Below are 15,565 nucleotides of genomic sequence, written 5' to 3'. Positions count from 1 at the left end.
ATCCGGTCACAATGATCCCGACGGCGTCGCTCCGGGATCTGTCCCGAAAGGACGGTTCGGCACCTACCGCGTTCCGCGCACCGGCACGAGTTCGCAGTCCTCGGTCCGGGGGCTCTCCCGGCCGCACCGCAGGATCGCGTCGACCAGACGCACCACGGCCTCGCGCCGCTCGTCGGCGCGCCACACCATGCTGATCTCGATGCCGGCTTCCGGAGTCACCGGACGGTGCACGAGCCCCGGACCGAGCAGGTCGACGGGCACGGGCAGGAGGCTGATCCCCAGACCCGCCGCGACGAGGTTCAGGATCGCCGCCGTCTCGCCCGCTTCGTAGGCGAACCGGGGCCGGAACCCGGCTCGCGCACAGGCTTTCTCGGTGACCTCGCGGACCACCGACCGGGTCGGCACGGGGAAGGAGATGAGGTCGTGGGTCGCGAGCTCGGTCAGGTCGATCACGGCGCGTTCGGCGAGCGGGTGGCCGGCCGGCACGACCGCGCGCAGTGACCCGGCGGCCAGGGAGTGCGACCGGAGTCCCGCCGGGACCGGCTCGCCCGCCCGCACGAGGAACCCGATGTCGACGGCCCCGCTCGTGATCGCGTCCAGCTGGGCCGGGGTGAGGAGGTCCGTGTGCAGGTCCACTTCGAGGTCACCGACGCGCCGGGCGGTCACCATGATGCGCGCGAGCAGGGACTGGGCAGCGCAGCTGGTGAAAGCAACCGTGACGCGGGCCGGAGACGCGGTGGCCAGTTCCGCGACGGTGCGACTCACCACGTCCACCTCCCGCAGGATCGCGCGGCCCCGTTCGAGCAGGACCCGCCCGGCGGCGGTCAGCTCCACGCGGCGGGTCGTGCGGCGGAAGAGCACCGCCTTCAGCTCCCGTTCCAGGCTGCGGATCTGCCGGCTCAACGGCGAAGCCGCCATGTGCAGGCGGTCCGCTGCGCGGCCGAAGTGCAGCTCCTCCGCCACGACGACGAACGCTTTCAGCTGCCGCAGCTCCATACCGGCCGCCTCCCCCGCGCCTTGTCCGGTGCATCCCACCGAGCTACCATCCGACCATGTGTGCCGGTGACCGCACGGCGGCTGTCGGCGCGTCCGGCACGCCGAAGTCCTTCCACACCACCGATCTGGCGTTCGCGCGCGAAGAGCTGAGCCGCGTCTACTACCCGCTTCGCGTCGATCCCACGCACCGCTCGCGTGACTTCGAGTTCACGATGCGCACGCTGACCGTCGGCCCGCTCACGATCGGGCGAATGTCCTACGGCGCCGAGATCGTCAAGGACTGCGGCGACCTGCAGACCGCCTACCACGTGAACGTGCCGCTGACCGGAGCCGTGGCATCGACGTGCGGCGACCAGCGGGTCGTCGCCACGCCGCACACGGCCGCCGTGTTCAATCCCGTCGGCCACACCGTGCTCGACCGGTGGGAGGCCGGAAGCGAGCAGCTGTGCCTCAAGATCGACCGGACGTTCCTCGAGGACGAGGTCGTCCGGCGGGTCGAGCACCCGCTGCATGCTCCGGTCCGCTTCCGCATGGCGATGGACCTGACGCAGCCGGCCATGCGCGCGTGGCTGCACGCGGTCGAAGTCCTGGCCACGGAACTGGACGCGCCCGGCGCCTTCACGAGGGACGGGCTGCTCGCCGCCGAGCTGCGCCGGCTCATCGTGGGCGGGCTGCTGTGGGGACAGCCGCACAGCTACCACGAGGCACTTTCCGAGCTGGGTGCCAGCCCGCAGCCGCGGACCGTCAAGCGCGCGGTCGACCTCATGCACGCCAGCCCCGAAGTGCCGTGGACGGTCGCCCAGCTCGCCGAGCTGGTGGGCATCAGCGTCCGCTCGCTGGAGGAGGGGTTCCGGCGCTACGTCGGCGTCCCGCCGATGACCTACCTGCGCGACTGCCGTCTCGAGCGGGTCCGCGCGGACCTGCGGACCGGGTCGCGGCCTGCCGTCTCCGTGACCGAGGTGGCTTTCCGCTGGGGTTTCAGCCACCTCGGTCGCTTCGCCCAGGCGTACCACGCCAAGTTCGGGGAGAACCCCTCGGACACGCTCCGGTTCGAGGAACTCTAGTTCCGCCGGCATTCCAGACCTCCCGTCAAGCGCCGTTGCTGACGTTCGACGGGAAGTTAGCGATCCGCGGCCGAGGGGGCGATCCGCTTCTCGCGGTGGTCATCCGGATATCGCGGCGGGCGCGGGTGACCGTCCGGCGCAGGAGAGCTAATCGCGCGCCGCGGCCCCGAGCTGGGCGGCGACATCCCAGCCCTGCGGCCGGCGGTCGCGGTCGTGCCACGGGTACCCGCGGGCCGCCCACTCCCGGAACCACGCCTCGAAGCTGACCGGCTCCGAATCCTTGCGCACGGCGTCGTCGAGCCCGAACCCGTAGCCGCAGCACGGGCAGCGGGTCCGGGACGGGTCACCGAAGTGCACGGAATAGGGCGGTGTGAACTCCGGCCGGCCGGCGTCCCGCGACAGGCCTTCGAACGCGAGGTACGGCGGGTCGTCGAGATCGCCGAACGCGCACACCGGACAGGTCCGCGACCGCTGCTCGACGCGGCGCAGTTCCCGCAGCCGGGCCGCGGCCGGGCCCAGCCGCCGGACCGCCGCCGGCGCATCCGGGAGCTGCTTCTCCCATGCATCGGCGAGGAACTCGAGATCGCTCGCCGGCAGTCCGTGGACCGCCGCGAGAGGTGGAACGGACTGCGGGAGTTCGACGATGGCGCGCGGGAGGATGGTGCTTCGAGAGGCAGACATGACCACATCATCGGTCCGGCCGGGCCGCACCGGCAACAGCCGCCGGCTCGCGGCCATGACCAGTTCGGTCATGATCCCGGACCGTACACTGTGGATGATGGCGGAGCGCTCGAATACCGGCGCGGCGGAACGGGTCGACTCGCCGCGCGACGACCCGGTTGCCCGGTGATCACGCCGTGGAGCCGGCCGGCGCGGCCGCGACGCGGATCGGCTCCGCACCGGGCAGCCGGCTGTCCCGCACCGGATCAAGCAGCTCGCCCAGGCTCATCACAGCAACCGCCCGCTCTGGCAGTCGCTCCCGGGCTGGTGGGCTTCGGCGATGTTCGTCGCGAGCACGCGGTGGTCGATGTCCTCGATGCGGGCGCAGGCGGTGAGGGCCATCGCGCGGTCGAGCTCCGAGGTCAGGATCTGCAGCACCCGTTCCACGCCCGCCTGCCCGCCGGCCGCGAGCCCGTACAGGTAGGGCCGGCCGACGAGCACCGCGCGAGCGCCGGTGGCGAGGGCGGCGAGCACGTCGGTGCCCCGTCGCACGCCGCCGTCCAGGAACACCTCGGCGTGGCCCGCGACTTCGGCGACGACGCCGGCGAGGGCTTCGATGGTGGCGGGCGCGCGGTCGAGCTGGCGACCGCCGTGGTTGGACACCACGATGCCGTCGACGCCGTGGTCGAGCAGCACGCGGCAGTCGGCCGGGCGCAGCACGCCCTTGACCACGAGCGGGCCGGACCACCAAGCGCGCAGGTCGGCGAGATCCCGCGCGGTCACCGGGTAGAGGCTGCGCAGCATGTCGCGCTGCATCGCATGCGGCGTGACCCGGCCGTGGCGCGAGCCGCGACGCCGCAGGTGGCCGCGCGCGATGTCCACCGCCCAGCTCGGGCGCGTGGCGCAGTGCAGGGCCATCCGGGGCCCGAACCGCATCGGCACGGTGAACCCGTTGCGGCGATCCCGTTCGCGGTTGCCGAACACCGCACTGTCCACAGTGACCACCAGCGCCCGGTACCCCGCTGCCGCGACACGGTCCAGCAGCGCGCGCACCGCCGCGTGGTCCGGCCAGAGGTAGAGCTGGTACCACCGCGGGCCCGGGGCCGCGGCGGCGACCTGCTCGAGCGTGAAGCTGGACACCATGCCCTGGACGTAGACGGTGCCGCGGGCGGCGGCCGCCCGGGCAACGGCCATCTCGGCTTCGCCGTGCAGCACCCGGGCCGCGCCGGTCGGTGCGAGCAGGATCGGCGACGCCACCGGGTCGCCGAAGATCCGCACCGCGGTATCGCGCTCGCCGGGCACGGCCAGGGCGGAGGGCAGCAGCCGCGTGGCCTGGAACGCTTCGACGTTGCGCCGCGCCGTCACCTCGTCCTCGGCGCCGCCCTCGACCAGGTCGAACACCGGGCGAGGGATCCGGCGGCGGGCGGCCTCGCGAAGTTCGGCGATGTTGCCGGCGCGGTTCACCCCTCGCCTCGCGCATACCGCGCCAGCACGTCGGCCGCCGCCTCGATCGCGCGCGCCTTCCCCTGCCGCGTCGCGCCCGCGATGTGCGGCGAAAGGAAACATCCCGGGGCAGTCCACAGTGGATGATCCGGTGGCAGGGGTTCGGGGTCGGTGACGTCCAGCACCGCGAGCAGCCGCCCGGCGAGGACCTCGGCTGTCAGCGCCGCCGTGTCGACCACCGTGCCGCGCGCGGCGTTCACCAGCACGGCCCCGTCCGGCATCCGGGCCAGCACTCCCGCCCCCGCCAGCCCCGCCGTGCCGGCGGTCGCCGGCACGAGCAGGACCACCGCGTCGGCCTCGGCCACGAGGTCGCCGAGCTCGGTCACCGGGTGCACCCCGGCGCGAGCGGTGCGCGCGACCACGGTGACCGCCGCCCCGAGGCCAGCGAGCTTGTCGCGGGCGCGGCGGCCGATCGCCCCGGCACCGACGAGCACCACCCGGGTCCCCGCCAGCTCCGCACTCTCCACGCGGCGCCATCGCCGCTCGCCCTGCTCGCGCACGGCGAGCAGCAGCCCGCTGGCCAGCCCGAGCAACGCCGCAGCGACCCACTCGGCCACCGCGTTGTCGCGCGCACCGGCGGGCCGGCTCAGCCGCACCCCGTCCGGCAGGTACGGCTCGACCCACTCGGCGCCGGCGATCAGCGTCTGCACCACCCGCAGCGCGGGCAGCTCGCCGAGCACGGGGAGCAGGTCGGTGCGCTGGTGCTCCAGCACGAGGAACTCGACGTCCCGCAACGCGCGCACCGCGGCCGGTCCCCCGCCGGAGGGGAGCGGGACGACGCGGACCCGCCCCGGCGCGGCGGCGCGCAGCGCGGGCAGTGCCTCGTCCGGTCCGGAAGCGACGACCGTCATCAGCCCAGCTCGGCCAGCCGCTTGTCGAACTTGTGCAGCTCCTCGACGCCGTCGTCCCCGATGATCACGTTGTCGCACACCCAGTGACAGAAGCCGTCGAGCACGTAGCGCGGGTGGCAGGCGAGGTTCATGCCCGCCGCCAGCACCATCGGCTCCTCGGCCCGGATCAGCGGGCGCTCGACGAGGTCGGTGCCCTGGCCGTGGCAGTGCAGCCGCAGCTCCTCCGGCCGCCCGTTGTCGCGCAGGAACTCGTTGTACTCCGCCCAGATGTCGGCGGGTGCGGCGCCGGGACGCAACAGGCCGTAGCAGAATCGCTGCGCCCGCAGGCAGAAGTCGTACTCCTCGGCGATCCGATCCGGGACCCGGCCGACGACGCCGGAGCGGCCGATCTCGGTGTACATCCCGCCCGGGCCGTTCACCTCCACCATGAGGTGGAACGCATCGCCCTCGCGGATCACCCGGTGCTGGCTGTGCGGGTGCGCGATCCGGCCGGGCTCGCCGAGCGGCGTCGAGACGCACCAGTAGATGCCCTGCTCACTGCCCAGCGACTGCGCCGTGTGCTGCGCGACGGCCGCCACGTCACTGTCGCGCATCCCGGGCTGCAGCGCCTCGAACGCCGCCGCGATCGCCGCGTCCTGCAGCCTCGCCGTGGCGCGCACCAGCTCCAGCTCCTCTTCGGACTTGAGCGCGCGGACGGTGTCGACGGCGTCGGCGGCCTCGGCGAACGTCGCCGCGTGCAGCTCACGCTGCAGGTACTCGCCGAACGCCAGCGGGATCGTGCCGGTGCCGACCCAGCCGATGCGCCCGGTGGCAAACGGCCGCAGCGCGTCGAGCGCGAGCTCCGCGGCGTCGTGGCGGGTGTAGGACACCGAGCTCATGTACGGGCTCGCCAGCGCCCGGCCGACGCCGCGCAGCACCGGGTCGTGGCCGGGATCGACCACCAGGTCCTCGCCGCGCGCGCCGTGCCGGATGATCGTCATCGGCTCCTCGCGGGGGAACACGACGGTGACCGGGTAGCCGTTGGTCGCCGGGATGTCGGTGAGGTAGCGGATGTAGCCGCCGACGTAGTCGTTGTTCGTCTGCGCCACCAGCACGTCGATCCCGTGATCGGCCATGCCCTCGCGGATCGCGTGCCACCGCCGCTGCAGCTCGGCGGTGCTCACCGGGTGGTTCAGCCGTTCGGACAGCTCGGTTGCGGTCATCGGGCCGCTCCCGTCTTCGCGCCGCTGATCAGGGTGAGTACCTCGGTGCGCAGCTCGGTGAACCGCGGCAGCGCCTTGGTCGTCACCTGGCTGCGCGGCCGGGGCAGGTCGACGTCGAGCGTCCGCAGCACCGTGGTCGGGCGTCCGGACATCACGATCACCCGGTCACCGAGGTACACGGCCTCGTCGATGTCGTGGGTGACCAGCACGATCGTCAGTCCGGCGTCGTGGCGCACCCGCAGCACCAGGTCCTCCAGGTCCGCGCGCGTCTGGGCGTCCACCGACGCGAACGGCTCGTCCATGATGAGGAACTCGGGCCGGTAGGCGATGGCCCGCGCGATCGCGACCCGCTGCTGCATCCCGCCGGAGAGCTGCCACGGGTAGCTTTCGTCGAACCCGTCGAGGCCCACCTCCTCCAGCGCCTTGCGCACCGCGGCCCGGCGCGCCGCGCGGTCGCGGATCTTGTTCTTCAACGGGATCGCGACGTTGCGGCCGACCTTCGACCACGGCATCAGCGAACGGCTGTAGTCCTGGAAGACACACGCGACCTCGGGCGGCGGGCTCTCGATCACCTTGCCCGTCTCGGTGAGCACGACCTTTCCCCCGGACGAGGGCAGCAGCCCGGACAGGCAGCGCAGCAGGGTGGTCTTGCCGGCGCCGGACGGGCCGACGATCGTGACGAACTCGCCGGCGTTCACGGTGAACGAGATGTCGCGCAGCACCTCCAGCTCGCTGCCGGCGGTGCGGTAGGACTTCCTCAGGTGGTCCACGGTCAGCATGTCAGCTCTCCCGATCCTTGGTGTACCAGCGCAGCAGCCGGCGTTCGACCAGCACGAAGGCGCCGTTGAAGAGCACGCCGAGGATCCCGAGCAGGAGCATGCCCGCCCACATCTGGGACACCTCGAAGCTCTGCTGCGCCTGCAACGTGACGAACCCGATCCCGTTGGTCGCCGCCACGAGCTCGGTCACCACCATCATCACGAACGCCACGGTCAGGGCGATGCGCATCCCGGCGAGGATGTTCGGCGCGGCGGCGGGCAGCTGCACGTGCAGCACCCGCTGCGCCCGGGTCAGCCGGTAGGACCGCGCGGCGTCCTCGAGCTCCCGATCGACGGCCCGCACCCCGTCGATGGTGTTGAGCAGCACGGGAAAGACCGTGACGAACGCGGTGAGCACGATCTTCGGCAGGTCACCGATCCCGAGCAGCACGATGCTCACCGGTACCAGCGCCGTGGCGGGCAGGGCCCGGCAGAACTGCAGCGCCGGGTCGAACGCCCGGTGCAGCAGCGGCAACCGTCCGAAGAGGACACCCAGCGCGACGCCAAGCACCACGGCCACGCAGTAGCCCAGCAGCATCCGGCCGACGCTCGGCAGCACGTCGGAAGCGAACCGGCTGAACAGCCACAACTGCTGGAACGACACCAGGATCGAGCGCAGCGACGGCCAGAACGGCGAGGTGCTGCCCAGCGAAGCGAACCACCAGGTCAGCAGGGCCGCGACCGGGACGACGAGCGAGACGAGCCACGCCGTGAACCGACGCCGGGCCCGGCGCGGGCGCACCATCGAAGTCATCGGGCCTCCTCACGGTAGGAGATGTGCCAGCGCAGCACCCGGCGCTCGATCGCGAGCAGTCCGATGTTGGCCAGGACACCGAGCACACCGACGACGAACACCAGCGCGTACATGCTCGGGTAGACCGCGTTGGAGGCGTAGACGGCGACGTCGGCCCCGATCCCCCGCACCGACGCGATGATCTCGACCGCCACCACCACGACCAGCACGTGCGACGCCGCGAGCCGCACCCCTGTGGCCACGAAGGGCGCCACGGCGGGCAGCACCACGTGCCCGAGGCGCTGGTGGGCCCGCAGCCCGAACACGCGAGCGCTGTCGCGCAGCACATCGTTGATGCCGCTGACGCCGTAGAAGGTCTGGAAGAGCATCGGCCACAGCGCGCCGAGCATGCCGAGCAAAGTGGACACCCGGGGGGTGGCGCCGAGCAGCAGCAGCATCAGCGGGAGGAACACCACGGCCGGCACGAAACGCAGGAAGTCGAGCGGGTAGTGCACGAGCCGGTACAACAGCGGCACAGCGCCGAGCGCGACGCCCAGGACCAGGCCGGCGACCACACCGCCGGCCAGACCGACCGCGACCTGCTCCAGCGTCGCCATCAGGGCGTGGACGAACCCCGCGGTGGGTGCCAACTCGACGAGCGCCGCCCCGATCGCGCTGATCGAGGGCACCTCCGGCGGCAGCCAGCCGGCGCGGGCGATCAGTTCCCACAGCACGAGGATGCCGAGGGTGGTCAGCCACGGGAGGCCGCGCAGCAGCCACGGCCGGGAAGCCCGCCGGGCGGGGGCGGCCGCCGGCGTCGGTGCGTCGAATCCGGCGGGCGCGGGGGCCAGGCCGGTGGGGGTCTGCTGGGTGCTCATGGAACCACGTACGTTCCGTATGCGGGCGCGGCCGAGACCACCCCGTACTTGACCGTGAACGCGGCTTCCTTCTCGATCACGCGGCGGCTGACGTCCGCGGTGTAGAGCGGCAGCGGGGCCTGGGCCACGAGGGCGGGATCGGCCTTCGTCTGCTTCACGATGGCCTTGCGGGTCTCGTCGGGATGTGCGTTGGCGTACTCACTGGACTCTCGCACCGCCTTGCGCCACCTTTCCACGATGCCGGGATGCTGGTCGATGAACGACTTGGCCATGAAGAACACCGTGTTGTCGGCGTCCGGATCGGCGAACGCGACGGCCGGCGAGTCACCGATGTCCCGATAGCCCTTCTTCCGCAGAGCGGTCGCGTACGGCTGGGCGGTGCTGATCGCGTCGACCCGCCCCTGTTCGAGGGCGGTGATCTGGTCGGGGAACGTGAGCTGTACCAAGTGGACGGACGACGCGTCGCCGCCGTCCTTCTCGATCGCCTCGCGGATCCAGAACTCCCAGCAGCACTTGAGGGAGTTCACGGCGACCGTCTTGCCCGCGAGGTCCTTGAAGGACCGGATCGGGCTGCCGTTCGCCACCATGGTCTGGTACTGCGCGCCGGCCGCGGCGGGACGGTCGGCGACCGCGCCCGACACGATCTGCACCGGGATGTGCGAGGCCGCCGCGATCACGACCGGCGAGATGCCGCCGAGCGCCACCTGCTGCTGGCCGTTGATGACCTGGGTGATCGCTCCGGCACCGGTGGCCGCGCGGCCGATGGTGAGGTCGATCCCGTTCTGCGCGAAGAACCCGTGCTGCTGCCCCACCAGGATCGCGGTGGACGACTGCGACGCCGCGACCCCCGCCGTGATCGGGATCAGGCCGCCGGTCGACCCGCCACCCAGCGTGTTGGTCGCGCTCAGCGCCCCGCACGCCGACAACAGGAACATCGCCCCGGTGAGCACCAGGCACGCGAGTTTGCGTCGATACTTCACGGTTGGCTCCGTTTCGCCGGTGAAACGAATCAAAGTCCTTGCGGGGCCGCGGAAATCGCCCGTCCGGGAGAAGAAGTGTGCCCGTATCGTACGCCGCGCTCGCGCGCACGGACACAGTTTTCTGTTGTTATTACTGGGAAATACGCGCCGTGTCCGCTTCGGACACCCGCGGTAGCAGTGCGAGTGCGTTGTCCCGGTTGACGGCGGCGCGCTGCGTTTCGGACAGCGGATACGCGTCCAGCTGCGCGGTGAAGTACTGGGAGTTGTCGCCGCGGGCGTAGGGCCAGTCGCTGCCGTAGAGCACGCGGTCCGGACCGGCGAACGCGAGCAGGCTCGGCAGGGTGTCCGCGTTGGCCGACAAAGCCGTGTCGAAGTAGAACGTGCGCAGGTCGCGCAGGAAGTTCTCGCGCGTGACGACGTGCCCCGCCGCGCCTTCGGTGAGACTGGCCATGCGGTGTGCCGCGTACGGCACGAACCCGCCGGCGTGCGAGAGGATCATCCGCATCCGGGTCGATCGGGCCACCACACCGTGGCGCACCAGGTTGAGCGCCGCGCGGGTGGTGTCGAGCAAGAAGTCGGCGGCGAAGGGCGGCACGCCCGGCACCGCGGGGCCGGGCGGCGCGGTCGGATGGACGAACACCACCGCCGCCCGCCGGTCCAGTTCGGCCATCAACGGGTCGAACACCGGGTCGCCGAGGTACACACCGTCCACATTGGCCAGCAGGATCACGCCGTCGGCGTGCAGCTCGTCGAAGGCGTAGGCCACCTCGTCGAGCGAACCGTCCACATCGGGCAGTGGAACCGAGGCGAAGAACCCGAAGCGACCCGGGTGGTCGCGGACCAGCCCGGCGGAGAACTCGTTGACCTGCCGTGCCAGTTTCCGCGTGTCGGCGGCGCTGCCGCCCAGGTGCACGCCGGGCCGCCCGACGGAGACGACGGCCGTCGCGATGCCGAGCTCGTCGAGCAGCTCGAGCGCGGCGGCCGGGCTCCACGCCGGCGTGGCCTGCCCGCCGAAGTAGCCGCTCGTGCGCAGCGCGTCCGCCCACACCGGGGGGACGATGTGGTGGTGGGTGTCGATCCGGCCGGTGGTCATGTCAGCACTTTCCCTTCCGTGCTTTTCCCGTCCCCTGACGGCGCGCCGAGCCTGCCCCGGGCCCGGGTGAACCCGCGGGGGTTGTTCCAGCCGAGGACGCCGGTCACCCGGCCGCCTGCCGCGTGGGCGGCCACGAACTTGCCGTCGGCCACCGAGCCGTCGACGACCGTCAGCTCACCGTCGGCGAAGGTGCCGGCGGCCTGGATCCGGAGGTCGCCGGCGTCGGTCCAGAAGAAGTGCGACGGCGCGAACGGTTCGTCGTGCCCGAGCAGGTTCAGCGCGGCACGCCGGCCTTGCTCGGTGGCGTTCATCCGGTGTTCGAACCGGCGGTGGGTGCCGGTCGCCGGATCGGGGTTGGCCGCGACGTCGCCGGCCACGTAGACTCCGTCGGCGGCTCGGCAGAACGCGTCGCAGCGCACGCCACCGCGCAGGTCGAGCCCGGAGCGGGCAAGCCACTCCGTGGCCGGTTCGGCGCCGACGGCCGCGACGACGACGTCGCCGCGAGCGTCGTGCCGTCGTCCAGCCGCACCAGTCCGGCGTCTGCGGTCGTGACCCCGACGCCCATCCGGAACTCCACGCCGCGTTCTTCACCCGCCGCCCGCACGAGCTCGCCCAGTGCCGGCCCGAACTGCCGGATCATGGGGCTGGGCAACGGATCGACGACGGTGGCGGTCGAGCCGAGCGACCGCGCGGCCGCCGCGATCTCGACGCCGAGGAACCCCGCGCCGACCACGACGGTGCGCCGAGCCGAGCGCAGCCGTTCCCTCAGCAGCACCGCGTCCTCGACCGTGCGCAGGTAACACACATCCTCGGCGCCGGGCAGCCGCCGCGGCCGCACGCCGGTGGCGATCACCAGCGCGTCGAACGCCACCGCCGTGCCGTCGTCGAGCCGGACGCGACGGCCGGGCAGGTCCAGCCCGGTTGCCCGCCGGCCGAACCGGGTGTCCAGCCCGAGCTCGGCGTAGCTGCCGGGCGGGCGCAGTGCGAGCCGGTCCGGCTCCCAGGAACCGAGCAGCACCTGCTTCGACAGCGGCGGCCGGTCGTACGGAGCGTGGGGCTCCGCGCCGATCAGGGTCAGCCGGCCGTCGAAACCGTGCTCCCGCAGCGTCTCCACCGCGGTGAGCCCCGCCGCGCCCGCACCCACGACCACCACCGCTCCCATGTCCGCGCTCACCCGCCCGACGCGGCCAGGCGGATCGCCCGCGCGGGACAGATCCGCTCGGCGCTGCGGACGGCGTCCTCTTCGGACGAAGGCACGTCGGTCACGCGCAGCACGACGATCCCGTCGTCCTCCCGCTGGTCGAACACCGCATCGGACAACAGCACGCACTGCCCCGACGCGATGCACTTGTCGGCTTCCACTTCGACCTTCATGTCCTGGCTCCGTTACCACTCGACGGGCATCGCGAAGAGCCCGTAGAACACGTTCTTCGTCTTGAACGGCAGCTCGCTCACCGGAGCCGCGAGCCGCAGATCCGGCAGGCGCCGCAGCAGCGTCGGGTACACCACTTGCAGCTCGACGCGCGCCAGCGGCTGCCCGAGGCACTGGTGGACGCCGTAGCCGAACGTCAGGTGGTGCCGCGCGGACCGGGACAGGTCCAGCTCGTCGGCGTTGCCGCCGAACGCCTCCGGGTCGCGGTTGGCCGAGTCGTTGGCCGCCACCACACCCTCGCCCTTGCGGACCAGCGTGCCCGCGACCTCCACGTCCTCGAGCGCGACGCGCCGCCGGCCGTAGTGCGTGATCGTCAGGTAGCGCAGCAGTTCCTCGACCGCGTTCGCCACCGCCTCCGGCGAACCATCGGCCTTCAGCGCGGCGAGCTGGGCGGGGTTCTGCAGCAGCGCCAACGTCCCGAGCGCGATCATGTTGGCGGTCGTCTCGTGCCCGGCGCGCAGCAGCAGGTTGAGCATGTTGATCAGCTCGTCGCGGCTCAGGCCGCCCGCCCGCTCGATTTCGAGCAGGTGGCTGATCACGTCCGGCGCGGGCTCGGCGGCCTTGCGCTCGACCAGGCCACCGAGGTACTCGCGGATCGTGGCGAACGCCTCCAGCGCCTCGTCCGCGCCGGTCTCACCGGAGATGAGCAATCCGCTCTGCCGCTGGAAGAACTCGTGGTCCTCGTACGGAACCCCGAGCAGCTCGGAGATCACCGACGAGGTGACCGGCAGCGCGAATCCGGTGACCAGGTCGGCGGGCTGCGGGCCGGCGGTGAACTCGTCGAGCAGCTCGTCGACGTGCCGCTGGATGCGCGGCCGCAGTCCCTCGACCCGCTTGATCATGAAGTCGCGGGTGAGCATCCGGCGGTGCCGGGCGTGCTCGGGGTCGTCCATGTTCAAGAACGTGGGATGCTTCTGGCGGGTCACCGAAACGCCCGCGCTGTGGCTGGGGAAGCCCGGGTTGGTCATGTCCGCGCTGAACCGCGGGTCGCCCAGCACCTCGCGGACGTCGTCGAAACGGGTGACCAGCCAGGCGATCTTGCCGTCCCACAGCCGCACGCGGGAGATCGGCTCGTCCGCGCGCAGCCCGCGGAACTCGGCGGGCGGGTCGAACGGGCAGCCCGGCGGCCGGGACATCGGGTACTCGGGAATCGGCTGCCCGGAAATCTCTGTGGCAGTGATGGTGCACCTCCGACTTGGCTTGAGCGGCCGGGAAAGCGGATCAGTTCTCCGTGCGAGCGCGGACGGGGGTCAGCTCGGCCGGCGGCACCGGGCCCGCCCCCGCGCCCAGGGTCGGGCAGGTGACGGCACCGGCCGCGCTGACGCCGACGGTCAGCTCGCCGACCCGCGTCACGGCCGCGGTCACCGAATCGCCGTCGTGGATGGCGCCGACACCGGCCGGCGTGCCGGTGCTGATGACGTCACCGGGGTGGAGCGTCATCACCGAGGAGACGTACTCGATGAGCGCGGGCACGTCCCAGATGAGGTCGCGGACGTCGGCGTCCTGGCGCAGAGTGCCGTTCACCGAGCAGGTCAGCCGGAGTGTCTCGAGCGGACCGACCTCGTCGGGCGTCACGAGCCAGGGCCCCATCGGCGTGAAGGTGTCGAACGACTTGCGGGTGGAGCGATCCTCCCCGCCGCGCATGGTGATGTCGAGCAGGCACGTGTAGCCGAACACGTGCGACAGCGCGTCGGCCGCGGACACCCCGCGGGCCGTGCGGCCGATCACCACGGCCAGCTCGCCCTCCTGGTCGAACCGGCGGTCGGTGTAGGGCAGGCGGACCACGTCTCCGGCACCGATCAGCGACGAGGGCGCCTTGAGGAACACACCGAGCGAGCCGACGTGCACGCTCTGGCTCATCTCGGCCTGGTGGTCCACGTAGTTCACTGGCGCGGCCACGATCTTGGTCGGATCCGGCACCGGCGGCAGCACGCGGACCTCGTCGAGCGGGACGCCGGGACCGTCGGCGAGCGGGACGTCGCCCGCGAGAGCCCCGGACGCCGCGATGAGGCGCCGCATCGGGCTGAGCCCGGCCGGCCCGGCGGCGCGGTCCGGCGAGACCTCGCGCACCATGCCGTCGGCGAAGACGCCGACCCGGTCGAGGCCGTCGCGGCCGCGGTAACTGAGCAACTTCATTGCCGCTCCTCGGTGTCGTGCCGATCAGGACGAAAGGACGGCGGATTCCGCCGCGTACAACCAGTCCAGCTCGCTGTAGTCGTCCGGCCGCCGGGAGCGCATGTACCGGTCGCGCAGCCCCAGCGTGACGGGGTCGCCGGTGTGCCAGACCTGGCCCCACAGCCGCGCCCGCGTCTGGCACAGCCCCGCGCGGGGGACGCGGACGGCGTCGTAGGACTTCACGGCTTTCCCGATGTCGGTGCCGCTCCCGCGGACCGCTTCGCCCAGCGCCAGCGCGTCCTCGAGCGCCTGGCACGCGCCCTGGCCGAGGTACTGCAGCATCGGATGCGCCGCGTCGCCGAGGAGCACCGCCCGCCCGTGCACCCAAGTGGGCAGCGGGTCCCGGTCGTAGATCGGCCAGCAGCGGCCGGTCTCGATGCGCGAGACGTGCCGCTGTACCTCCTCGCACGCCTCACCGAACCGGCCGAACAGCTCCTCGACCGGCCCCACCGGCTCGGCGCCGCGGCCGAAGCTGTCACTGCGGAACACCGCGACCTGGTTGTACAGCTCGCCGCGGCGCACCGGGTACTGGATGAGGTGCAGCCCGGGTCCCACCCACAGCACCACGTCGTCGTTGCTGACCTCGGTCCGCACTTCGCTCATGGGCAGCGCGCCGCGGTAGGCGACGAATCCGCTCGGCACCGGCTGGTCGACCGAGACGAGCTTGCGCACCACGGAGTGCAGCCCGTCGGCGCCGACGAGCAGCTCGGCGCGGTACGTGACACCGTCCTCGCAGCGCACGCCGGCACTGTCCTCGTCGGCCCACGCCTCGGCGACGACCCGGTTGTTCTCCAGTCGCACCAACGGTTCCGCCCGGCAGGCTTCGACCAGAATGGACAGCAGATCGCTGCGGTGCACCACCACGTAGGGGTAGCCGTAGCGCTCCCGGAAGGCACTGCCGAGATCCAGGGTGGTCAGCGGGTCGGCGGTGATGGCGTGCCGCATCACGCCGTGGCGCGGCAGCACCGCGACGTCGAGCAGCTCGGCGAGCAGGCCGAGCCGGTCGAGCATCCGGATCGCGTTCGGGCCGAACTGCAGGCCGGCGCCGATCTCGGTGAACTCGGCCGCGCGTTCGAGCAGGTGGACCTCGCGCCCGGCGCGGGCCACGGACAGCGCCGCGGCCAGCCCGCCGATACCGCCACCGACGATCAACGTGGGCAGTGGTGCCGTCCCCATGCGC

16 protein-coding genes and 1 pseudogene are annotated in these 15,565 nt (G+C 72.2%); 1 reads left to right on the top strand and 16 read right to left on the bottom strand.

Annotated elements, in window-relative coordinates; genetic code table 11:
* Nucleotides 1-63: 63 nt before the first annotated feature.
* Nucleotides 64-996: a LysR family transcriptional regulator gene (locus ACQPXB_RS20665; protein WP_432854649.1), complete on the bottom strand. Its 933-nt coding sequence runs from the start codon at nucleotides 994-996 to the stop codon at nucleotides 64-66.
* A 56-nt stretch (nucleotides 997-1,052) separates the two neighbouring features.
* On the opposite strand from ACQPXB_RS20665, the gene ACQPXB_RS20660 reads away from it, so the two are divergent.
* Nucleotides 1,053-2,060: an AraC family transcriptional regulator gene (locus tag ACQPXB_RS20660; RefSeq protein WP_432854646.1), complete on the top strand. Its 1,008-nt coding sequence runs from the start codon at nucleotides 1,053-1,055 to the stop codon at nucleotides 2,058-2,060.
* A 147-nt stretch (nucleotides 2,061-2,207) separates the two neighbouring features.
* On the opposite strand, the gene ACQPXB_RS20655 is transcribed toward ACQPXB_RS20660, so the two are convergent.
* The 15 genes and pseudogenes from ACQPXB_RS20655 to ACQPXB_RS20585 form a co-directional block, all read right to left on the bottom strand.
* Nucleotides 2,208-2,813 (bottom strand): hypothetical protein, encoded by a 606-nt coding sequence (locus ACQPXB_RS20655; RefSeq protein ID WP_432854643.1) that lies wholly within the window; start codon nucleotides 2,811-2,813, stop codon nucleotides 2,208-2,210.
* A 195-nt stretch (nucleotides 2,814-3,008) separates the two neighbouring features.
* On the bottom strand, nucleotides 3,009-4,184 hold the full coding sequence (locus ACQPXB_RS20650) for an alpha-hydroxy acid oxidase (RefSeq protein ID WP_432854640.1): 1,176 nt from the start codon (nucleotides 4,182-4,184) through the stop codon (nucleotides 3,009-3,011).
* Nucleotides 4,181-5,074, bottom strand: coding sequence for an NAD(P)-dependent oxidoreductase (locus ACQPXB_RS20645; RefSeq protein ID WP_432854637.1), 894 nt, complete (start codon nucleotides 5,072-5,074; stop codon nucleotides 4,181-4,183). Before ACQPXB_RS20645 ends, ACQPXB_RS20650 begins: the two co-directional genes overlap by 4 nt.
* The gene (locus tag ACQPXB_RS20640; protein WP_432854634.1) at nucleotides 5,074-6,276 is read right to left on the bottom strand and encodes a M24 family metallopeptidase; all 1,203 of its coding nucleotides are present in this window, start codon (nucleotides 6,274-6,276) and stop codon (nucleotides 5,074-5,076) included. The genes ACQPXB_RS20645 and ACQPXB_RS20640 overlap by 1 nt, the downstream gene beginning before the upstream one ends.
* Nucleotides 6,273-7,055, bottom strand: coding sequence for an ABC transporter ATP-binding protein (locus tag ACQPXB_RS20635; protein WP_432854631.1), 783 nt, complete (start codon nucleotides 7,053-7,055; stop codon nucleotides 6,273-6,275). Before ACQPXB_RS20635 ends, ACQPXB_RS20640 begins: the two co-directional genes overlap by 4 nt.
* 1 nt (nucleotide 7,056) lies before the next feature.
* On the bottom strand, nucleotides 7,057-7,848 hold the full coding sequence (locus ACQPXB_RS20630; protein WP_432854628.1) for an ABC transporter permease: 792 nt from the start codon (nucleotides 7,846-7,848) through the stop codon (nucleotides 7,057-7,059).
* On the bottom strand, nucleotides 7,845-8,705 hold the full coding sequence (locus tag ACQPXB_RS20625) for an ABC transporter permease (protein ID WP_432854625.1): 861 nt from the start codon (nucleotides 8,703-8,705) through the stop codon (nucleotides 7,845-7,847). Before ACQPXB_RS20625 ends, ACQPXB_RS20630 begins: the two co-directional genes overlap by 4 nt.
* Complete coding sequence (locus tag ACQPXB_RS20620; protein WP_386955638.1) at nucleotides 8,702-9,685, bottom strand: ABC transporter substrate-binding protein; 984 nt, start codon at nucleotides 9,683-9,685, stop codon at nucleotides 8,702-8,704. Before ACQPXB_RS20620 ends, ACQPXB_RS20625 begins: the two co-directional genes overlap by 4 nt.
* A 130-nt stretch (nucleotides 9,686-9,815) precedes the next feature.
* Complete coding sequence (locus tag ACQPXB_RS20615; protein WP_366581841.1) at nucleotides 9,816-10,778, bottom strand: amidohydrolase family protein; 963 nt, start codon at nucleotides 10,776-10,778, stop codon at nucleotides 9,816-9,818.
* Complete coding sequence (locus ACQPXB_RS20610) at nucleotides 10,775-11,089, bottom strand: oxidoreductase C-terminal domain-containing protein (RefSeq protein WP_432856716.1); 315 nt, start codon at nucleotides 11,087-11,089, stop codon at nucleotides 10,775-10,777. The genes ACQPXB_RS20615 and ACQPXB_RS20610 overlap by 4 nt, the downstream gene beginning before the upstream one ends.
* Before the next feature lie 39 nt (nucleotides 11,090-11,128).
* Nucleotides 11,129-11,940 (bottom strand): annotated as a pseudogene (locus ACQPXB_RS20605) (NAD(P)/FAD-dependent oxidoreductase); the annotation flags it as partial.
* A gap of 8 nt (nucleotides 11,941-11,948) precedes the next feature.
* Nucleotides 11,949-12,152: a ferredoxin gene (locus ACQPXB_RS20600; protein WP_366581839.1), complete on the bottom strand. Its 204-nt coding sequence runs from the start codon at nucleotides 12,150-12,152 to the stop codon at nucleotides 11,949-11,951.
* Nucleotides 12,153-12,164: 12 nt separating this feature from the next.
* Entirely contained in the window at nucleotides 12,165-13,346 is a 1,182-nt protein-coding gene (locus ACQPXB_RS20595) for a cytochrome P450 (protein WP_366581838.1), read from the bottom strand.
* Nucleotides 13,347-13,431: 85 nt separating this feature from the next.
* Nucleotides 13,432-14,346 carry a fumarylacetoacetate hydrolase family protein gene (locus ACQPXB_RS20590; protein WP_432854619.1) on the bottom strand — a complete coding sequence of 305 codons (915 nt, stop codon included), beginning with the start codon at nucleotides 14,344-14,346 and terminating at the stop codon, nucleotides 13,432-13,434.
* A 24-nt stretch (nucleotides 14,347-14,370) separates the two neighbouring features.
* Entirely contained in the window at nucleotides 14,371-15,561 is a 1,191-nt protein-coding gene (locus ACQPXB_RS20585; RefSeq protein WP_432854616.1) for an FAD-dependent monooxygenase, read from the bottom strand.
* Nucleotides 15,562-15,565 lie beyond the last annotated feature (4 nt).

The sequence above is a fragment of the Amycolatopsis sp. CA-161197 genome (assembly GCF_050942255.1).
Lineage (GTDB): Bacteria > Actinomycetota > Actinomycetes > Mycobacteriales > Pseudonocardiaceae > Amycolatopsis.
The sequence above is the reverse complement of the archived record's forward strand: the minus strand, read 5'-3'. Positions and strand labels throughout refer to the sequence as shown.

What these genes read in the sequence shown, in the direction of transcription:
- ACQPXB_RS20665 (WP_432854649.1), bottom strand. Translation starts at nt 996, where the DNA reads ATGGAGCTGCGGCAGCTGAAAGCGTTCGTCGTCGTGGCGGAGGAGCTG.
- ACQPXB_RS20660 (WP_432854646.1), top strand. Translation starts at nt 1,053, where the DNA reads ATGTGTGCCGGTGACCGCACGGCGGCTGTCGGCGCGTCCGGCACGCCG.
- ACQPXB_RS20655 (WP_432854643.1), bottom strand. Translation starts at nt 2,813, where the DNA reads ATGACCGAACTGGTCATGGCCGCGAGCCGGCGGCTGTTGCCGGTGCGG.
- ACQPXB_RS20645 (WP_432854637.1), bottom strand. Translation starts at nt 5,074, where the DNA reads ATGACGGTCGTCGCTTCCGGACCGGACGAGGCACTGCCCGCGCTGCGC.
- ACQPXB_RS20640 (WP_432854634.1), bottom strand. Translation starts at nt 6,276, where the DNA reads ATGACCGCAACCGAGCTGTCCGAACGGCTGAACCACCCGGTGAGCACC.
- ACQPXB_RS20635 (WP_432854631.1), bottom strand. Translation starts at nt 7,055, where the DNA reads ATGCTGACCGTGGACCACCTGAGGAAGTCCTACCGCACCGCCGGCAGC.
- ACQPXB_RS20630 (WP_432854628.1), bottom strand. Translation starts at nt 7,848, where the DNA reads ATGACTTCGATGGTGCGCCCGCGCCGGGCCCGGCGTCGGTTCACGGCG.
- ACQPXB_RS20625 (WP_432854625.1), bottom strand. Translation starts at nt 8,705, where the DNA reads ATGAGCACCCAGCAGACCCCCACCGGCCTGGCCCCCGCGCCCGCCGGA.
- ACQPXB_RS20615 (WP_366581841.1), bottom strand. Translation starts at nt 10,778, where the DNA reads ATGACCACCGGCCGGATCGACACCCACCACCACATCGTCCCCCCGGTG.
- ACQPXB_RS20610 (WP_432856716.1), bottom strand. Translation starts at nt 11,089, where the DNA reads ATGAACGCCACCGAGCAAGGCCGGCGTGCCGCGCTGAACCTGCTCGGG.
- ACQPXB_RS20600 (WP_366581839.1), bottom strand. Translation starts at nt 12,152, where the DNA reads ATGAAGGTCGAAGTGGAAGCCGACAAGTGCATCGCGTCGGGGCAGTGC.
- ACQPXB_RS20595 (WP_366581838.1), bottom strand. Translation starts at nt 13,346, where the DNA reads ATGTCCCGGCCGCCGGGCTGCCCGTTCGACCCGCCCGCCGAGTTCCGC.
- ACQPXB_RS20590 (WP_432854619.1), bottom strand. Translation starts at nt 14,346, where the DNA reads ATGAAGTTGCTCAGTTACCGCGGCCGCGACGGCCTCGACCGGGTCGGC.
- ACQPXB_RS20585 (WP_432854616.1), bottom strand. Translation starts at nt 15,561, where the DNA reads ATGGGGACGGCACCACTGCCCACGTTGATCGTCGGTGGCGGTATCGGC.